This is a genomic window from Agrococcus jenensis, from assembly GCF_003752465.1.
Lineage (GTDB): Bacteria > Actinomycetota > Actinomycetes > Actinomycetales > Microbacteriaceae > Agrococcus > Agrococcus jenensis.
Map to the genome: position 1 here is coordinate 573,434 of NZ_RKHJ01000001.1, position 16,395 is coordinate 589,828.

At 71.1% G+C, this 16,395-nt stretch carries 14 protein-coding genes and 3 tRNA genes; 3 read left to right on the forward strand and 14 right to left on the reverse strand.

Features of this window, described 5'->3' with window-relative positions; translation table 11 throughout:
- Positions 1-54 precede the first annotated feature (54 nt).
- The gene (locus tag EDD26_RS02800; RefSeq protein WP_245989720.1) at positions 55-1,380 is read right to left on the reverse strand and encodes an ABC transporter substrate-binding protein; all 1,326 of its coding nucleotides are present in this window, start codon (positions 1,378-1,380) and stop codon (positions 55-57) included.
- A 189-nt stretch (positions 1,381-1,569) separates the two neighbouring features.
- On the opposite strand from EDD26_RS02800, the gene EDD26_RS02805 reads away from it, so the two are divergent.
- Positions 1,570-2,616 carry a LacI family DNA-binding transcriptional regulator gene (locus EDD26_RS02805; RefSeq protein WP_123696315.1) on the forward strand — a complete coding sequence of 349 codons (1,047 nt, stop codon included), beginning with the start codon at positions 1,570-1,572 and terminating at the stop codon, positions 2,614-2,616.
- Positions 2,617-2,812: 196 nt separating this feature from the next.
- Here the strand turns inward: EDD26_RS02805 and EDD26_RS02810 are convergent.
- The 6 genes from EDD26_RS02810 to EDD26_RS02835 form a co-directional block, all read right to left on the reverse strand.
- Positions 2,813-2,885: transfer RNA gene (locus EDD26_RS02810), tRNA-Arg, on the reverse strand.
- Between the two features lie 82 nt (positions 2,886-2,967).
- Positions 2,968-3,171, reverse strand: coding sequence for a cold-shock protein (locus EDD26_RS02815; RefSeq protein WP_092666090.1), 204 nt, complete (start codon positions 3,169-3,171; stop codon positions 2,968-2,970).
- A 179-nt stretch (positions 3,172-3,350) separates the two neighbouring features.
- Positions 3,351-4,310 carry a glycoside hydrolase family 43 protein gene (locus EDD26_RS02820; protein ID WP_123696316.1) on the reverse strand — a complete coding sequence of 320 codons (960 nt, stop codon included), beginning with the start codon at positions 4,308-4,310 and terminating at the stop codon, positions 3,351-3,353.
- Positions 4,307-5,221 (reverse strand): carbohydrate ABC transporter permease, encoded by a 915-nt coding sequence (locus EDD26_RS02825; protein ID WP_170165509.1) that lies wholly within the window; start codon positions 5,219-5,221, stop codon positions 4,307-4,309. Before EDD26_RS02825 ends, EDD26_RS02820 begins: the two co-directional genes overlap by 4 nt.
- Positions 5,218-6,174, reverse strand: coding sequence for a carbohydrate ABC transporter permease (locus EDD26_RS02830; protein ID WP_123696318.1), 957 nt, complete (start codon positions 6,172-6,174; stop codon positions 5,218-5,220). The genes EDD26_RS02825 and EDD26_RS02830 overlap by 4 nt, the downstream gene beginning before the upstream one ends.
- 4 nt (positions 6,175-6,178) lie before the next feature.
- Complete coding sequence (locus EDD26_RS02835; RefSeq protein ID WP_170165510.1) at positions 6,179-7,483, reverse strand: ABC transporter substrate-binding protein; 1,305 nt, start codon at positions 7,481-7,483, stop codon at positions 6,179-6,181.
- A 138-nt stretch (positions 7,484-7,621) separates the two neighbouring features.
- Here EDD26_RS02835 and EDD26_RS02840 point away from each other — a divergent pair, with 138 nt between their 5' ends.
- Positions 7,622-8,629: a LacI family DNA-binding transcriptional regulator gene (locus tag EDD26_RS02840; RefSeq protein WP_123696320.1), complete on the forward strand. Its 1,008-nt coding sequence runs from the start codon at positions 7,622-7,624 to the stop codon at positions 8,627-8,629.
- A gap of 52 nt (positions 8,630-8,681) precedes the next feature.
- A complete protein-coding gene (locus tag EDD26_RS02845) occupies positions 8,682-10,514 on the forward strand; it encodes a sugar-binding domain-containing protein (RefSeq protein WP_245989722.1) in 1,833 nt (610 codons plus the stop codon).
- Between the two features lie 96 nt (positions 10,515-10,610).
- Here the strand turns inward: EDD26_RS02845 and EDD26_RS02850 are convergent, their stop codons facing one another.
- The 7 genes from EDD26_RS02850 to serS form a co-directional block, all read right to left on the reverse strand.
- On the reverse strand, positions 10,611-11,411 hold the full coding sequence (locus tag EDD26_RS02850) for a DUF2382 domain-containing protein (RefSeq protein WP_123696322.1): 801 nt from the start codon (positions 11,409-11,411) through the stop codon (positions 10,611-10,613).
- A gap of 155 nt (positions 11,412-11,566) precedes the next feature.
- Positions 11,567-12,310: a GAF and ANTAR domain-containing protein gene (locus EDD26_RS02855; RefSeq protein WP_123696323.1), complete on the reverse strand. Its 744-nt coding sequence runs from the start codon at positions 12,308-12,310 to the stop codon at positions 11,567-11,569.
- Positions 12,311-12,707: 397 nt separating this feature from the next.
- Positions 12,708-12,796: transfer RNA gene (locus EDD26_RS02860), tRNA-Ser, on the reverse strand.
- Between the two features lie 79 nt (positions 12,797-12,875).
- Positions 12,876-14,117, reverse strand: a complete 1,242-nt coding sequence (locus EDD26_RS02865; protein ID WP_123696324.1) for an LCP family protein — start codon at positions 14,115-14,117, stop codon at positions 12,876-12,878.
- Positions 14,118-14,134: 17 nt separating this feature from the next.
- Positions 14,135-14,219: transfer RNA gene (locus EDD26_RS02870), tRNA-Ser, on the reverse strand.
- Between the two features lie 115 nt (positions 14,220-14,334).
- Positions 14,335-15,135: an HAD family hydrolase gene (locus EDD26_RS02875; protein ID WP_123698411.1), complete on the reverse strand. Its 801-nt coding sequence runs from the start codon at positions 15,133-15,135 to the stop codon at positions 14,335-14,337.
- Positions 15,135-16,394, reverse strand: a complete 1,260-nt coding sequence (gene serS / locus EDD26_RS02880) for a serine--tRNA ligase (RefSeq protein ID WP_123696325.1) — start codon at positions 16,392-16,394, stop codon at positions 15,135-15,137. The genes EDD26_RS02875 and serS overlap by 1 nt, the downstream gene beginning before the upstream one ends.
- Position 16,395 lies beyond the last annotated feature (1 nt).

Genomic DNA, 16,395 nt, shown 5'->3' on the forward strand with positions numbered 1-16,395 from the left:
AGGTGGGATCGGGGCGGAGCGAAGGGCTCCGCCCCGATCGGGGCTGGTGGAGGGTCAGCCCTCGTTGGCGGCCTGCACGAGCTCCATGAACTCCTGGCCCGAGAGGCTGCCGGTCGCGAGGCCTCCACCGTTGGTCTGGCTGACGCTCGTGCCCTCCGGGGTGAAGGCCGCCTCGAACCAGAGGACGCTGCTCGGCGCTTCGGTGATGACGTCCTGCACGAGCGTGGTGAGCTCGGACTGCTCGGCCGGCACCTCGTCGACGACGAACCCTGTCACCTGGCCGGACTCGCTCAGCGCTGCATCGCCGTAGTGCTGAGCGATGCACTCCAGCCATGCCGCCGATCCGTCGTCCCACCCGCTGGTGGTGAACATCACCGGGATCCCGACGTTGGCGGGGACCTCGTCGATGCTGCCCTCGCCGCCCTCGACGGCGGGGAACGGAGCGAAGCCGATGTTCTCGACGCCGATCTGGTTCTGCTCGGGGTCGTTGAAGTTGCCGAGCGCCCAGCTGCCCATGTAGAAGAACGCGCCGCCACCGGTCAGGAACTGGTTCATGGCCGTGTTGTAGTCGATCGAGCCGGCCGCGTCGCCGAAGTAGCCCTCGGCGCCCAGCGCGGCGACGGCCTCAGCCGCGGCGACGTACTCGGGGTCGGTCAGCGACGCCTCGCCGTCGACGACTCGCTGGAGCGCGTCGGCGCCGAGCGAGCGGAAGATGTAGTTGCCGACGAGCCGAGTGATGGGCCAGCCGTCCTGCCCCGCAGCGATGAACGGCTGGATCCCGGCCGCCTGCAGGGCCTCTGCCGCCGCGGCGAGCTCGTCCCAGGTCTGCGGCGGCTCGGTGACCCCCGCCTGCTCGAGCAGCTCGGTGTTGTACCAGAACCCCTCGATGTTGAGCTCGGTCGGCAGGGAGTAGATGTCCTCCGAGTCGTAGAGCGCCTGGATCGTCGATGCGGCTGCCGGCAGGATGCGGTCGGAGACGCCCAGCTCCTCGAGCTCCTCGCTGAGGTTCACGACGAGCCCGGCGTCGATGAACTCCTGCATGAGCGCCGGCGTTCCCCCGGCCATGCTCACGTCCGAGAGCGCGTTGTTGCCCGCGAGCACCTGGAGCTGCTGGTCCCACGTCGTCCCGTCGATCGCGTCGACGCTCAGCGGAGCGGTCTCCTCCGCGGCGCTGCACGCGTCCGCGGCGAGTGACTCGAGCGTGCTGGAGATGACCGTGTTCTGGGTCTGCCCCAGGTAGGTGAAGTCGCCGTCGCTGCCGGACGACGCCTCCGTGCCGCTGGGCGTGCCGCCGCCGCTGCAGGCGGTCAGGGTCAGCGCAGCGGCGCCGACGAGTCCGAGCACAGGGATGGCCCCGCGCCGCCGTGATGCTGTGAACACCATTCCTCCTCGAATGTGACGCCTCATCATTGAAGCGCTTCAAGACACAGGAAAGGCCCTCCGGACCGAGTTGTCAAGCGGCAATCGATAAATCGATGAAACGCTTCAATCTTGCGCGAGGGCGCCCACGATGCTTGACTGCGAGCGTCCCTCGCGACGACGCGAGGGCGACTGAGGAAGGATGCCGCCGTGCCCGCAGCCGACGACCGCCGCGCAGCGACCGCTCCGAGCATGGCGGACGTGGCGGCTCGGGTCGGCGTCTCGATCGCCACCGTCTCGAACGTGCTGAACCATCCGGAGCGGGTGCGCGAGACCACGCGCCGCAACGTGCTCGCTGCGATCGCCGAGATGGGCTTCGTCCGCAACGACTCCGCCAGGTCGCTCGCCGCCGGCACCTCGACGGCTGTCGGGCTCGTGGTCGCCGACCTCGGCAACTCCCTGTTCGTCGAGATCGCCCGAGGGGCCGAGCACGTGATGCGCCAGAGCGGACACGACGTCGTCATCGTGAACTCCGACGTCGATGTCGACCGGGAGCGCCACAACCTCGAGCTGATGGAGCGGACGCGCGTCGCCGGCATCCTGTTCGCACCGCTCGACACCCCGCTCGCGCGCGCGGGACAGCTGCCGACGCGAGCCCCCACCGTCTTCGTCAACTTCGAGTCGGCTGGCCAGCCGTACTCGGGCGTCTCCGTGGACGAGCGCGCGGGTGGGGCGCTTGCAACACAGCACCTCATCCAGCTCGGCCGCAAGCGACTGCTCTTCGTGGGCGGGCCATCGTTCCTGGCGGCGGTGCGCGACCGTAGAGACGGTGCCCTCGCCGCAGCCGCAGCCGCGACGGGCGTGACGATGAGTGTCATCGAGACCCGAGGGCTCACCGTGAAGCACGGTCGTGCCATCGGCGATCGCATTCTGGCTGCGGGCGCCGGCGAGTACGACGGGATCGTCGCGGCCTCCGACCTCCTCGTGATCGGGCTCATCCAGGTCCTCCGGGGAGAGCGAGGATTCACCGTGCCAGAGGACATCGCCATCACCGGCTACGACGACAACCACCTCGCGGCCGAGAGCGACATCCCGGTGACGACGGTCAGTCAGCAAGCCGAGCGCATGGGCGAGATCGCCGCGGAGCTCCTGCTGGAGCGGATGCTCGACCCCGATGCCGCGAAGCGCACGGCCGTCGTCCAGCCGAGGCTGATCCCGCGACGCTCGACGCTCGGAGGGGCGTGGCGGTCCGACTGAGCCGGGACTCGCCTCTCCCCAGGGTCAGCACGCCGACATCGTCCAGCGAGGGCAAGCCGGGCATGGGGGCCAACGCATGGCGCTGGAACCTGTCGATGGCAGCGCTGCTGAGCAGGTGGACAGGGTCGGACACCCGCGGAAACCAAGAAGGCCACCTGCTTCCGCAGATGGCCTTCTTCACTGTCTCAACACAGTGCGCGCCCGGAGGGATTCGAACCCCCAACCTTCTGATCCGTAGTCAGATGCTCTATCCGTTGAGCTACGGGCGCTTGGCCGAACGGCCAGGGATCAGACTACCTGATCCCTGGCCGTCAGCGCGAATCGAGCCGCGTCACGAGGACGCGACCAGCCTCACAGGGGGCGAATGTTCGCAGCCTGCGGGCCCTTGTTGCCCTCAACGATCTCGAACTCGACTGCCTGAGCCTCTTCGAGGGTCTTGAAGCCATTGGACTGGATCTGGCTGTAGTGAGCGAACAGATCCTTGCCGCCGTCGTCCGGAGCGATGAAGCCGAAGCCCTTGCCGGAGTCGAACCACTTGACGGTGCCGGTTGCCATAATTCCTTCAATCTTGCTGTGTGGCCTGAGCCACGCGAAAAGCGCAGAACAAGAATCGTCCTGCGCCTCCTCCACCCTAGCGGTCATGGGCTCCACGCCCTAGCAAAACTTCTGCGGACCCGCCGAGCCGGCGTCGGGAGGCGCGAGCGCGCAGCCCTCAGGACCGCGCGCTCGCGCGCTCAGCCGATGCCGACGACCGGCTCCAGCCCGTCCCACTCGAGCGGCGCGACGTGCAGCGATCGGTAGGTGTAGCTCGGGTCCCAGCCGTGGAAGATCAGCCGCGCCGAGCCATCCGGCGCCCCGACGACGTCCTGCCCTCCCGGGCCCCGCACCTCGTCGCCGGTCGCCGCCGTGGTGAGCAGCGGCTCCTCGGCCTTCGTCCACGGGCCGTCCATCGACGGCGCGGTCGCGTAGCCGATCGCGTACTGGTCGCCGCCGTAGGAGTTGGCCGAGTAGAGCAGCGTGAGCCCCTCGTCGTGCACGACGAGCGTCGGTGCCTCGACGAGCTCGCCCTCCCACGCCTGGTCCTGGCGGATGAGCCGCACCGTCTCGCCGTCGAGCGCGAGCCCGTCGTCGGTCAGCGGCGCCGCCTGAATCCAGGTGTCGACACCGACGGCGTTGCCGTCGTTCTTCCAGACGAGCCAGCGCTGCCCGTCGATGACGGCCGTCGAGGCGTCGATCGCGCCGCCGTCCTCCGCCGGGCAGACGAGCATCCCGTCGCCCTGCACCTCGAACGGGCCGCCTGCCTCTGCCGAGATCGCGACGCCGATGCACTGGCGGCCCGACTCGAAGTCGGTCGCCGTGAAGTAGAGCGCGAAGCGATCCGGCGCGAGCGCCGTCACCTCCGGCGCCCACGTCTTGCCCGGGATGACCCACGACGGCAGCTCCGGCATCGCGTCGCCGCGTCGCTCCCAGGTCACGAGATCCTCGGAGAAGGCAGTCGGCACCGTCTGCCGGTTGGACTCGGTCGAGTACGCCCAGTAGCCCTCGTCCGTCTGCACGACATCCGGATCGGCGAAGTCGTCCGCGAGCACCGGCTCGGTGGGCGGCGGGCCGCTTGCACAGCCGGCGAGCAGCCCCGCGGCGACGGCGAGCGCCCCGCCCGCCAGCCAGGCATGCGGACGAGGCGACCGCGTCATCCCTTGATCCCGGACCGCGAGACGCCCTCGACGATGAAGCGCTGCAGCAGCACGTAGAGCAGCAGCACCGGCGCCGACGCGATCACCGCGCCCGCCATGAGCAGGTCGTAGCGCACCGCGTTCGCCGACTGCAGCGTCGCGAGGCCGGCGGGGAGCGTCTGCACGTCGGGGTTGAAGAGCACGTACACCGGCCACAGGAAGTCGTTCCAGTTGCCGAGGAACGCCAGCAGCGCGAGCGTCGCGATCGCGGGCTTCGCGAGCGGCAGGATGATGTGCACGAACGTGCTCCACGGGTTCGCGCCGTCGAGCCGCGCCGCCTCCTCGAGCTCCGGCGGCAGGCTCAGGAAGAACTGCCGCATGAGGAAGACGCCGAACGCGCTCGCCGCCGTCGGCACGATGACCGCCATGAGGGAGTTGAGCCACCCGAGCTCGCTCACGATGAGGTAGTTCGGGATGATCAGGATGACCGGCGGCACGAGCAGCGTCGCGATGACCGCGCCGAAGACGATGCCCTTGCCGCGGAACTGCATGCGGGCGAGCGGATACGCCGCAAGGGTCGCGGTGACCACGACGAGCGCCGCGTGCAGAGCCGCGGCGAGCATGCTGTTGAGGAACCACGTGAACACCGGGGTGGCCGTGGCGCCGAGGATCGACTCGTAGGCCTGGAGCGTCCACTCCTCCGGCAGCCACTGCGGCGGCAGGCTCGTCGCGTCGGCCCGCGTCTTGAACGACGTGAGCAGCATGAAGACGAGCGGGCTGATGAAGAGCAGCGCGATCACCACGAGCACGAGCCAGCGCGCCCACATGCCGGCGCGCTGCCTCGGCGGCCGTCGCCGGCTCGCCGTCGACGTCGGTGTCGGCGTCGGCGCCTGTCCCGGTGCTGGCGTCGGCGCCGCGGTCGCTGTGCTCATGACTCCTTCTCCTTGCGCTCGCGGAAGAGCCAGAAGACGATGACGCTCAGCAGCACGAGCGCGACGGTCAGCACGTAGCTCATGGCGGCGGCGCTGCCCATCTGGAAGTTGCGCAGCCCCTCCTCGGCGATCAGGTAGATCGCGGTGCGGGTCTCGCGGCCCGGTCCGCCCTGGGTCATGAGGAAGGACTGGCCGAACATGTTCGCCGACGCGATGATCGTGTTGATCATCACGAACATCAGCACCGGGCGGAGGCCGGGCAGCGTGACCGCCCAGAACTGCTGCCAGGCGTTGGCGCCGTCCATGCGCGCCGACTCGTACAGGTCGGCCGGGATGTCCTGCAGGGCCGCGAGGTAGATGACGGCGTTGAGGCCGAGCGTCCACCACACGGTGACGCCGACGAGCGACGTCCACGCCGGGATCGTCGACGTGAGCCACGCGGTGTCGCCGGGCAGGCCGAGCAGCTCGAGGTAGTAGTTGACGAGGCCGATGTTCGTGTCGAGCAGGTAGCGCCAGAGCACCGCGACGACCGCGACGCCGAGCACGTACGGCGCGAAGTAGACGGCCCGGAAGAAGTTCCGGCCCGGGAAGCGGCCGTTCATGAGCATCGCGACGAGCAGCGGCACGACGAGCAGCAGCGGCACCGAGAGCGCCATGAAGACGCCGGTCGCCTGCATGGCCTGCCAGAACGGCCCGAACGTCGTCGATCCGGGATCGAGCAGGTCGGTGTAGTTCTCGAGCCCGACGAAGGGCTTGCGTGGCAGCGTGTAGTCCCAGCGGTGCAGGCTCATCCAGAGGCCGAGCACCACCGGCAGCGCGACGAAGCCGCCGAAGATGAGCAGGTAGGGCGCGAGGAAGAGCCAGGGCGTCGCGCGCCCGTGGCTCTGCAGTCCCCGCCTGGCCGGCGCCCGCCCCGCAACGGGGAGGACGCCGGCTGGGTTGGTCGAGGTCATCGGGTCACTCCCCGAACGCCTCGAGGTTCTCCTCCATCAGCTGCGTCGCCGTGCCCTGCGCGGCCTCCAGCACCGCGGCGGGCTCGCCCTGCCCGAGGACGCCCTCCGCGACCGCGACCTCGACGGTCTCGGTCTGCACCGTGCCGATGCCCGGCGTCGTCGGGATGAAGCGCATGGCGTCGAGCGACTCGGCGAGCGGCTCCTGCGGCGTGCCCTCGAGCGCGCCCTCGTCGCGCACCGACTGGCGTGCCGGGATCATGCCCGCCTGCGCCCAGTCAGCCGAGTGCTCGCTCATCCAGGCGATGAAGACCTTCGCCGCGTTGATGCGGTCCGGGTCCTCCTGCCGGGGCAGGAAGAACTGGTGCGACGAGGCCCACGCGGCCTGCTCGCCGCCGATGGCCGGGATGGGGGCTGCCGCGTAGGGCAGGCCCGACGCGTCGAGGTCGTTGAACTGCCAGATGCCGTCCCACGTGATCGACGTCTCGCCGTTCTTGAAGGCGACGTACTGCGCGTCCTGCGCCACGTCGGCGGGGCTGTAGCCCTGCTCGACCATGCTGCGCATCCACTCGAGCGACTGCACCCCGGCCTCGTCGCCGAACGTCGCGGCCGTGCCGTCGGCCGCGTACGGCTCGCCGCCGTGCTGCCAGTCGAGCGTGAGGAACATCAGGTGCGCCGGCCAGCGCGACGGCATCCAGAACGGCGTCTCGTAGCCCGCGGCCTGCAGCGCGTCGAGCGCGGCCTGGAACGACTCGGCGTCGGTCGGCGGCTCGGTGATGCCGGCCGCCTCGAAGTGCTCGGTGTTGTAGTACATCGCGAGCGAGTGGATGTCGAGCGGGATGCCGTAGCGCTCGTCGGCGTAGACGCCGGCGTCCCAGACCGCCTCGGTGAAGTCGTCGGCGCTGAGCTCGAGCTGCTCGGCCATGTCGTCGAGCGGCATGATGACCTGCCGCGCCGCGTTCGAGCCGAGCTGGTCGAAGTGCATGACGCCGACGTCGGGGCCCTCGCCCGCGGTCACGGCCGCGGGGAGCCGCTGGTAGTAGTCGGACCACTGCATGGTGTTCGACTCGACCGTGATGTTCTCGTGCTCCTCGTTGAACTGGTCGACCAGCTCCTGCATGAAGGGGCCGTCGCCGCCGGTGAAGCCGTTCCAGAACGAGAGCGTGACGGCCGGGCCGTCGTACTCGCCGGTGAACTCGCCGCCGGACGTCTCGCCCGGTCCTGCGCTGCAGCCGGCGAGCAGCGCCACGGCCGCGGCAGCCGCGACCGTGACCGTGGTGCGCCGGGAGCGGCGCGGGGAAGTCGTGAGCACTTGATCCTCCTCGTTGAAAACAAGTGGGCACCAGCACGCGGCACCGTGCCGACAACGTACAGCGCTGTAAAGCCGCTGTCCAGTCCCCCGATCGCGGCTTAGGATGGCGGCGGTCCACCGGGGTGCGAGAGGGGCAGCATGACGCGCGTTCGACTCACCGACGTCGCCGCCCGCGCCGGCGTCTCGATGAAGACCGTCTCGAACGTGGTGCACCACCATCCGCACGTCTCCCCCGCCATGCGCGCCCGCGTGCAGGAGGCGATCGACGAGCTCGGCTACCGCCCGAACCTCACGGCGCGCAGGCTCGCGACCGGCCGCACCGGGATGATCGCGCTCGCGATGCCCGAGATCGACCACCCGTACTTCTCGGAGCTCTCCCGCTCGATCGCCGAGGTCGCCGCCGAGATGGGCTACCGGGTGCTCATCGAGCAGACGCTCGGCGAGGCCGAGGCCGAGCGCGCGGTGATCATGGACCGCGAGGCCGGCCTCGTCGACGGCGTCATCTTCCACCCGGTGAGCATGACGACGGTCGAGATCGGCAAGCTGCGGCGGGACCTGCCGCTCGTGCTGCTCGGCGAATCGGCGCGGCCGCTGACCACCGACCACGTGATGATCGACAACGTGCAGGCGGCGCGCGACGGCACCGAATTGCTGCGCCGGACGGGCCGTCGCATCGCGTTCCTCGGCACCGTGTCGCACGACGTCACCGGCTCGACCGCCCAGCGGCTGCACGGCTACCAGGAGGCGCTGGAGCTCGCCGGCGTGCCGGGCGACACCTCGCTCGTGCTCGAGACCGGCGGCTTCCGCGTCGAGGACGCCCGCGCCGCGCTCTCGGCGGCGCTCGCGCGCGGGCTCGACATCGACGCGGTGCTGTGCCGCGACGACCGGTTCGCGATCGGCGCCCTCCAAGCGCTCGCGGAGGCGGGGCTCTCGGTGCCGGACGACGTCGCCGTGCTGGGCTGGGATGACACCCATCTCGCGACGATCAGCACGCCGACCCTCAGCTCGATCGCACCGGACAAGCGCGGGATCGCCCGGATCGCCCTCGAGCTGCTCATCGAGCGGATCGGTGGCCACCAGGGTGTGGGCCGGCACCGCATCGCGCCCCACGGCATCGAGCAGCGCCAGAGCACCGCGGGACGCTGACCGGCACGCTCCGGCTTTACAGCGCTGCAAGCAGTGCTCCATGATGGGGCGCATGACCACCGACGCGCTGCCCCGTGCCACCGCGCAGACCGGGACGCATCCGCGTCCCCAGCTGCTGCGGTCCGCCTGGACCGATCTCAGCGGACCCTGGGGCTTCGAGCACGACGACCACGACGCCGGCGTGCGCGAGGGCTGGGCTCGGCCCGGCCGCAATGCAGCGCGGACGATCGTGGTGCCCTTCCCGCCCGAGTCGGACGCATCCGGCATCGGTGAGCGCGGGCACCACCCGGTCGTGTGGTACCGCCGCACGGTGACCCTCGACGAGGTGCGCGCCGCCGGCTGGCAGCCCGGGATGCGCCTGCTCGTGCGCTTCGGCGCCGTGGACTACCGCGCGACCGTGTGGGCCGACGGGGCGATGCTCGGTGAGCACGAGGGCGGTCACACGCCGTTCGCCGTCGATGCCACCGGCGCTGCACGCGAGGAGAAGCCCTTCGAGCTCGTCGTGCGGGCGGAGGACGACCCGCTCGACCTCGAGCAGCCGCGCGGCAAGCAGGACTGGCTGCCCGAGCCGCACGTGATCTGGTACGACCGCACGACCGGTATCTGGCAGCCCGTGTGGCTCGAGGCGGTGCCGGAGACGAGCATCGACCGCCTCGGGTGGTCGAGCGACCTGCCGGCCGCGCGCGTCTCGCTCGAGCTCGCGCTCTCCCGGCGTCCGCCCGCCGGCACCTCCGTGCGGGTGCGCATCGCCGACGAGGACGGCGAAGAGCTCGCCGCGGTCACGCAGCCCGTGCGGTCGCCGCGCGCGCGCATCGACCTGCCCGTGCACGCGCTGCAGAACGGCCAGGGCTACGAGTCCATGCTGTGGTCGCCGGCGCATCCGCGCCTGCTCGACGCGACGGTCGAGCTGCTCGACGCGAGCGGCTCGGCGATCGACGCCGCCGCGTCGTACCTCGGGCTGCGCAGCGTGAGCGCCGCCGGCGGCCGCTTCCTGCTCAACGACCGGCCGCATCCGGTCATCGCCGTGCTCGAGCAGGGCTACTGGCCGGGCAGCCACCTCGCGGCGCCGAGCGCCGACGCGCTGCGCGCCGAGGTCGAGCTCATCAAGGCGCTCGGCTTCACGACCGTGCGCGTGCACCAGAAGATCGAGGACCCCCGCTTCCTGTTCTGGGCCGACCGGCTCGGCCTGCTCGTCTGGGAGGAGATGCCGAGCGCGTACGCGTTCTCGGCGACGAGCGTCGAGCGCCTCAGCCGCGAGTGGCAGGAGGCGATCGAGCGCGACCGGTCACACCCGTGCATCGTCGCGTGGGTGCCGGTCAACGAGAGCTGGGGCGTGCAGCACATCGCCCACGACGAGCGGCAGCAGCAGCTCGTGCGGGCGCTCTTCCACCTCACGAAGGCGCTCGACGACACGCGCCTCGTCATCTCGAACGACGGCTGGGAGCACGGCGACTCCGACCTGCTGACGATCCACGACTACGAGCAGGACCGCGAGCGCCTCGCGGCGTCGTACCGCGACGCGGCCGCGATCGAGCGCACCGCGGCGGGCATCGGGCCGGCCGGCCGCCGCATCCGCTTGCTGCCGGATGCCGCGGCGCCCGGGCTCGCGGACGCGCCGGTGGTCGTCAGCGAGTTCGGCGGCGTCACCTGGGCGCCCGACGCCCCGATCGCCACCTGGGGCTACGGCGTCGCGTCGTCGGCCGAGGACTTCGAGCGCAGGCTCCGCGACGTCTTCGGCGCGCTGCACGGCGGCGCGCTCGCCGGCCTCTGCTACACGCAGCTGACCGACACGCTGCAGGAGGCGAACGGGCTCGTCGACGAGCACCGGCGCCCGAAGCTGCCGCTCGAGGTGCTGCGGGCGATCGTCACCGACGCGCCGCGCTGACCGCGCGTCAACCGCCGCTCGCAGCCCGGGCGCGACGCGCGAGCGCCCCCTCCGACGAGCGAGGCGCGCGGGGAGGGGGCGCGGCGACCGGCTCGGTCAGCGTCGGACGTCGCCGTCCTTGTCGATGTCGACCTCCTCGCGAGCGACGTCTGCCCGGACCGTCTCCTGGTCGGTGACGGTGCGGCGATCGAGGCCGATGCGCTCTGCGTCGACCACCTCCTTGTCGACGACGGGGCGCTCCTCGGTGAGGCGGACGTCGATCTCGTCGTCGCCGAGGGCACCGGTCGATGCGGCGGTGCCGTCCAGCGGCTCGCGCACGACCTCCAGCTCGTCGCGCTCGACGGGGACCGTGACGCTCTCGCGCTCCGTGACCACGTGCTTGCGGAGCCGCACGCGCCCGGTCTCCACGCGCTCGGTGCCGACGTGGAGCTGCTCCTCGCGCCGCACGACGGACGCGTCGTCGGCATCGACCACCTCGCGAGGCGTCGTGCCGAGGTCCTCGTCGAAGTGCTGCCCAGCAACGTGGTCGTGGTCGTGGTCGTGGTCGTGGTCGTGGCCGCCGCTGCCGACGGAGCCGGCCGAGCCGCCCAGGCCGTAGTAGCGGTAGAGCTCGTCCTCCTCAGCCTCGGTCAGGTGCGTGTCGGCCTCGACGCTCGGGGCACCCCTCATCAGCTCCTTGTCGTAGGGGACGCGGATCTCGTCGCCCTCGACGGCCGCGGCGTCGATCGGCACGAAGCTCTCGCGCGCACCGAACCACCCGGTGCTGACGGTCGCGAACGCCGGCTCGCCGGTCGCGTCGTCGAGGTAGACCTGGGTGACCCTGCCGACCTTCGCTCCGCTCGAGTCGTAGATCGTGCCGTCCGAAAGCGCATCGGTGCGGCCGTTGCTGTCCGTCATGGTCCTGCCTCTCTCGTGGTCGTCGGGAGCCTCCGGCTGTGGAGGACGCACTCAGCGTTCCCGACGGCTCTGACGATGCGGTGGGCGCCCCCTGGGAGATGACGCAGACTCTCGGTGCGGCACTCGCGCATGCTGCACGCGCCGGCTGCAAGCACTCACTGCGCGGGCTTGCGGTCCCTCGACAGGCCGATCTCGAGGCTCCGATCGACGACGCCCTGGGCGACCGTGAGCAGCTTGATGTTGTGCTTGCGGGCGTGGTCGCGGAGCATCCGGAACGCTCGATCCATGTCGACGTCCGCCGATGCAGCGATCACGCCCTTCGCCTGCTCGATGCAGACGCGGCTGTCGAGCGCATGCTGCAGCTGCTCGGCGAGCACGCCGCTCTCGCGGATCGCTCGCTCCTGGATGATCCCGATCGACGCGAGGTTCGCGAGCGCGCGAGCGGCAGCAGCGTCAGCACGGCTCAGCTCGCCGGGGGCCGTCCGGTACAGGCCCATGCTGCCGATGACCTCGTCACGCGCACGCAGCGGCACCGCGTGCACCGACCGGTAGCCATAGCCGAGCGCGGTCTCGCGGAACTCGGCCCAGCTGCCGTCCACGTGCTCGACGTCGGCGACCGACACCGTGGTACCGGTCCGCGCGGCCTCGACGCACGGGCCGGCGCCGGCGTTCAGCTGCATCACCTGGACGAAGTTCACCCCCTCTTCCGAGGAGGCCACGAGCTCGGGCCGCCCGTGCGCGTCCTTCAGCAGCAGTCCCCCGGCTCCCGCGTCCACGAGCTCGACGCACTCGCCGACGACCGTGCTCAGCATCTGCAGGACGTCGTACTCCGAGGTCAGCGTCTCGGCGAGCGACGCGAGCGCCTCGCCGAGGCGTTCCGCCGTCAGCACCCTGTCCATGGCACCTGTCCTCCTCGAACCGCAGCGGTCGAGGAGGGATCACCTCGCCGCGTTGCCGCGGTGGAGCATCACAGCTCGCCACCTGATCTTCTCGACGACTCTAGGACCGGCAGCGCGACAGCGCCACCGGCGCGATGGTGCATCGAGCCGGCCCACAGGGGTCTCGACCCGCGCCGTCAGGGAGGTGGGCTAGCGTGGCCGCCGCACCACCACACACAGCGAGAGCGTCCCGCCGGGCCCGGTCCCCGCCCGCGGGCGCCCGCCAAGGCCGCGCTTCAGAGCTGGGGCGCCGCTGCCCCGTGGACACGTCCTCGACATCCGATCCGCGGCTCGTCGACGACGCGCAGCCCCGCCGGGCATGCGAATGCCCCTTCGTGGCGAGACGAAGGGGCAGACGTGGAGACGGAGGGATTTGAACCCTCGGTCCCCTAATGGGGACTCCACCTTAGCAGGGTGGTGCACTCGGCCGGACTATGCGACGTCTCCTCGGCCCACCTGCTGGCAGGCCGACGGCAACTCTACCAAACGCGCGAGCCTCGGACGTGCGGGCCGGTTCGGGGCCCGCTCAGCTGCCGTACGGGACGACGCACGACTCCTGCGACGCATCCTGCCCCACGACCCCGTCGAGCTCGTCCGTGGGGGTGGGCGTCGGGGTCTCGGTGGCGGCGGGCGTCTCGGTGGGCAGCGGCGTCTCCGTCGCGCCCGGCGTCTCCTCGGTCGAGCCGACGCCGAGCGAGTCCTCCCCCAGCTCGATCGGCAGGTCCTGGCGGATGCGGCGCATCAGCTCGTCCGCGCGCTCCTCGTCGGGCACGACGCGGGGCCCGGAGGGCACGTTCGGGTACAGCACGAACTGCATCGTCTCGAGCGGGATGTCGGCGAGCACGCGCGCCATCGACACCATGGTGCCCACGTCGCCGAGCCCGGACGACAGCGTCATGTTCTCGATCGCGACCTGCGCGATCGCGTAGAGCTTCGTGACGTCGGTGAGCACCGCATCCGACTGCAGCGTGCGGATGAGCGACGAGAGGAACACCTGCTGCGACGAGATGCGGGCGAGGTCCGAGCCGTCGCCGACGCCGTGGCGCGAGCGGAGGAACGCGAGCGCCTGCGCGCCCTCGAGGTCGTGGGTGCCTGCCGACTCGATCACGAGCCCCGTGTACGGGTCGTCGATCGGGCCCGCGAAGCAGACCGGCACGCCGCCGACCGCGGTCGACATGCTGATGACGCCCTGGAAGGTGATCATCGCGGCGTACGGCACGTCGATGCCGGTGAGGTCGGAGACCACCTCGGCGACGCACGACAGCCCGCCACGGGCGAGCGCCTGGTTGAACTGCACGTCGTTCTCGGCCGGCACGGCGTCGCCGGTCTCCGGGTCCTCGCACGCCGGGAAGTCGACCAGGAGGTCGCGTGGGAACGAGACGACGCGCGCGACCTCGTGGTCGTCGCTGACGTGCAGCAGCATCGTCACGTCGTTGAGGCTGCCGCCGTCGTAGGCCGACTCGCCGAACTCCTCGCCCTGGCCCTCGCGCTGGTCGGAGCCGACGAGCAGGATGTTGAAGCCGCCCTCGTAGGGGGCGAAGCCGGCCTGCGCGGGCGGCACGTCAGCCACGAGGTCGACGGTCTGGATGCCCGTGGTGAAGCGCAGGATCGAGAATCCGACGACGCCGACGACCGCGACGAGCACGACGGCCATCCCGAGCGCGATCCAGCGGAAGACGTGCGCGACGCCCGAGTGGCGGCGCAGCCGTCCGTGCCGCGGCGACATCGACGTGGTGTCGACGACGCTCCCGGTGCGCTCGGTTGCCATGCGTTCTCCTTCTGCCGCGGAGGGCGTGGGATTCGAACCCACGAGACATCTCTGCCCACCGGTTTTCAAGACCGGCTCCATCGGCCGCTCGGACAGCCCTCCCGTGCCCTCAGCGCTGGGGGCGCGCGGCGGGCCTTCGGACGATCATAGAGCGACACCGGATGCGCGGCATTCGACGGCGCTCGCAGCCGCCTGAGGGCGGCGCCCCGGTCGGCGCTCAGGCCCGGACGAGCAGCTCCTCGAGCACGAGCGCGAGCCCGTCGTCCTCGACGGTGGCGGTGACGTCGGTCGCGGCCTGCTTGACCTCGTCGGGCGCCTGCCCCATCGCGACCGCTCGGCCGCCGCCCTCGGCGACCCAGCGGAACATGTCGATGTCGTTGCGGCCGTCGCCCACCACGACGATGCGGTCGCGCGGGATCTCGAGCGCCTCGGCGACGCGCTCGAGGCCGGTCGCCTTGTTCACGCCGTCCGGCGCGATGTCGAGCCAAGAGGAGAAGCCGATCGCGTACGAGACCTTGTGCAGGCCGAGCGACTCGACGATCTCGAGGAACTCGTCGACCTCGTGAACGGGGCTCATCACCACGACGCGCATCGCGGGCTGCGCGAGCAGGCCCTCGAAGGGCACGAGCTCGGCGTCGTCGAGGTTCCAGTCGACCATGCCGTTCGTGTAGCGGCGGTGCCCGCTCGGGTCCTCGACCATGTACGAGCCCTTCGGCAGTACCGCCGAGATCGCGGTGAGCGCCTCGGACGGGTCGAAGGTCTCGACGTGCACCTGCTCGTACGCGTCGCCGCGGCGCTCGAGCACGAGCGCCCCGTTCGCCGAGACGAGGTGGCTCGGCTCGATGCCGAGCCGCACCGCGGTCGACTCGGTCGTCGCCTGCGAGCGTCCGGTGGCGAGCACCACGACGTGGCCCGCGTCGACGACGGCGCGCACCGCCTCCAGCACGCGGGGCGCGAGCGAGTCGTCCTCGTGCACGACGGTGCCGTCGATGTCGAGGCCGATCAGCAGCGGCCGCATCACGCCGGCTCGATCGTGCTGATGCCGCCGAGGTACGGCTGCAGGGCCGCGGGCACGCGCACCGAGCCGTCGGGCTGCTGGTGCGTCTCGAGGATCGCGACGAGCCAGCGGGTGGTCGCGGCGGTGCCGTTGAGGGTGGCGACCGGTGCGGTCTTGCCGGACTCCGTCCGGAAGCGGGTGCCGAGCCGGCGCGACTGGTAGGTGGTGCAGTTCGAGGTCGAGGTGAGCTCGCGGTACTGCTGCTGCGACGGGATCCACGCCTCGATGTCGAACTTGCGGGCGGCGGAGGAGCCGAGGTCGCCGGCCGCGACGTCGATGACGCGGTAGTCGAGCTCGCACGCCTGCAGCATGCGCTCCTGCAGGGCGCGCATCCGCTCGTGCTCCGCCTCGGCGTCGTCGGGCTTGACGTAGGAGAACATCTCGAGCTTGTTGAACTGGTGCACGCGCAGGATGCCGCGGGTGTCGCGGCCCGCGGAGCCCGCCTCGCGCCGGTAGCAGGTCGACCAGCCGGCGTAGCGGAGCGGCTGCGCGAGGTCGACGATCTCGTCGGCGTGGAAGCCCGCGAGCGCCACCTCGCTCGTGCCGGTGAGGTAGAGGTCGTCGGCGGGCAGGTGGTAGACCTCGTCGGCGTGCTCGCCCAGGAACCCGGTGCCGCGCATGATCTCGGGGCGCACGAGGGTGGGCGTCGTGAGCGGCGTGAAGCCGTCGGCGAGCACCTGGTCGAGGCCCATCAGCATGATCGCGAGCTCGAGCCGCATGCCGATGCCGGTCAGGTAGTAGAAGCGGCTGCCCGCGACCTTCGCGCCGCGGACGATGTCGAACGCCTTGAGGCTCTCGCCGAGCTCGACGTGATCGCGGGGCTCGAAGTCGAAGGAGCGCTCCTCGCCGTGGGTCGAGAGGGTGACGAAGTTCGCCTCCTCGCCGGCGGGCACGTCGGGGTGCACGAGGTTGCCGAGCTTCGAGACGGCCGCGTCGAACGCCGCCTCCGCCTCGGTGACGCGCGCCTGCGCGTCCTTCACGCCGGCCGCGAGCGCGCGCCCCTGCTCGATGAGCGCCGGCCGGTCCTCCTTGGCGGCGGCGCCGACGAGCTTGCCGTGCGCGTTCTGCTCAGCCCGCAGCCGCTCGAACTCGGTGATGGCAGCACGGCGGGCGCCCTCGGCGCCGAGCGCCTCGTCGACGTAGCCGACCGGGTCGCCGCGGCGCTCCTGGCTTGCCTTCACGAGGTCGGGCTGCTCGCGCAGCAGCTGAGGATCGATCACG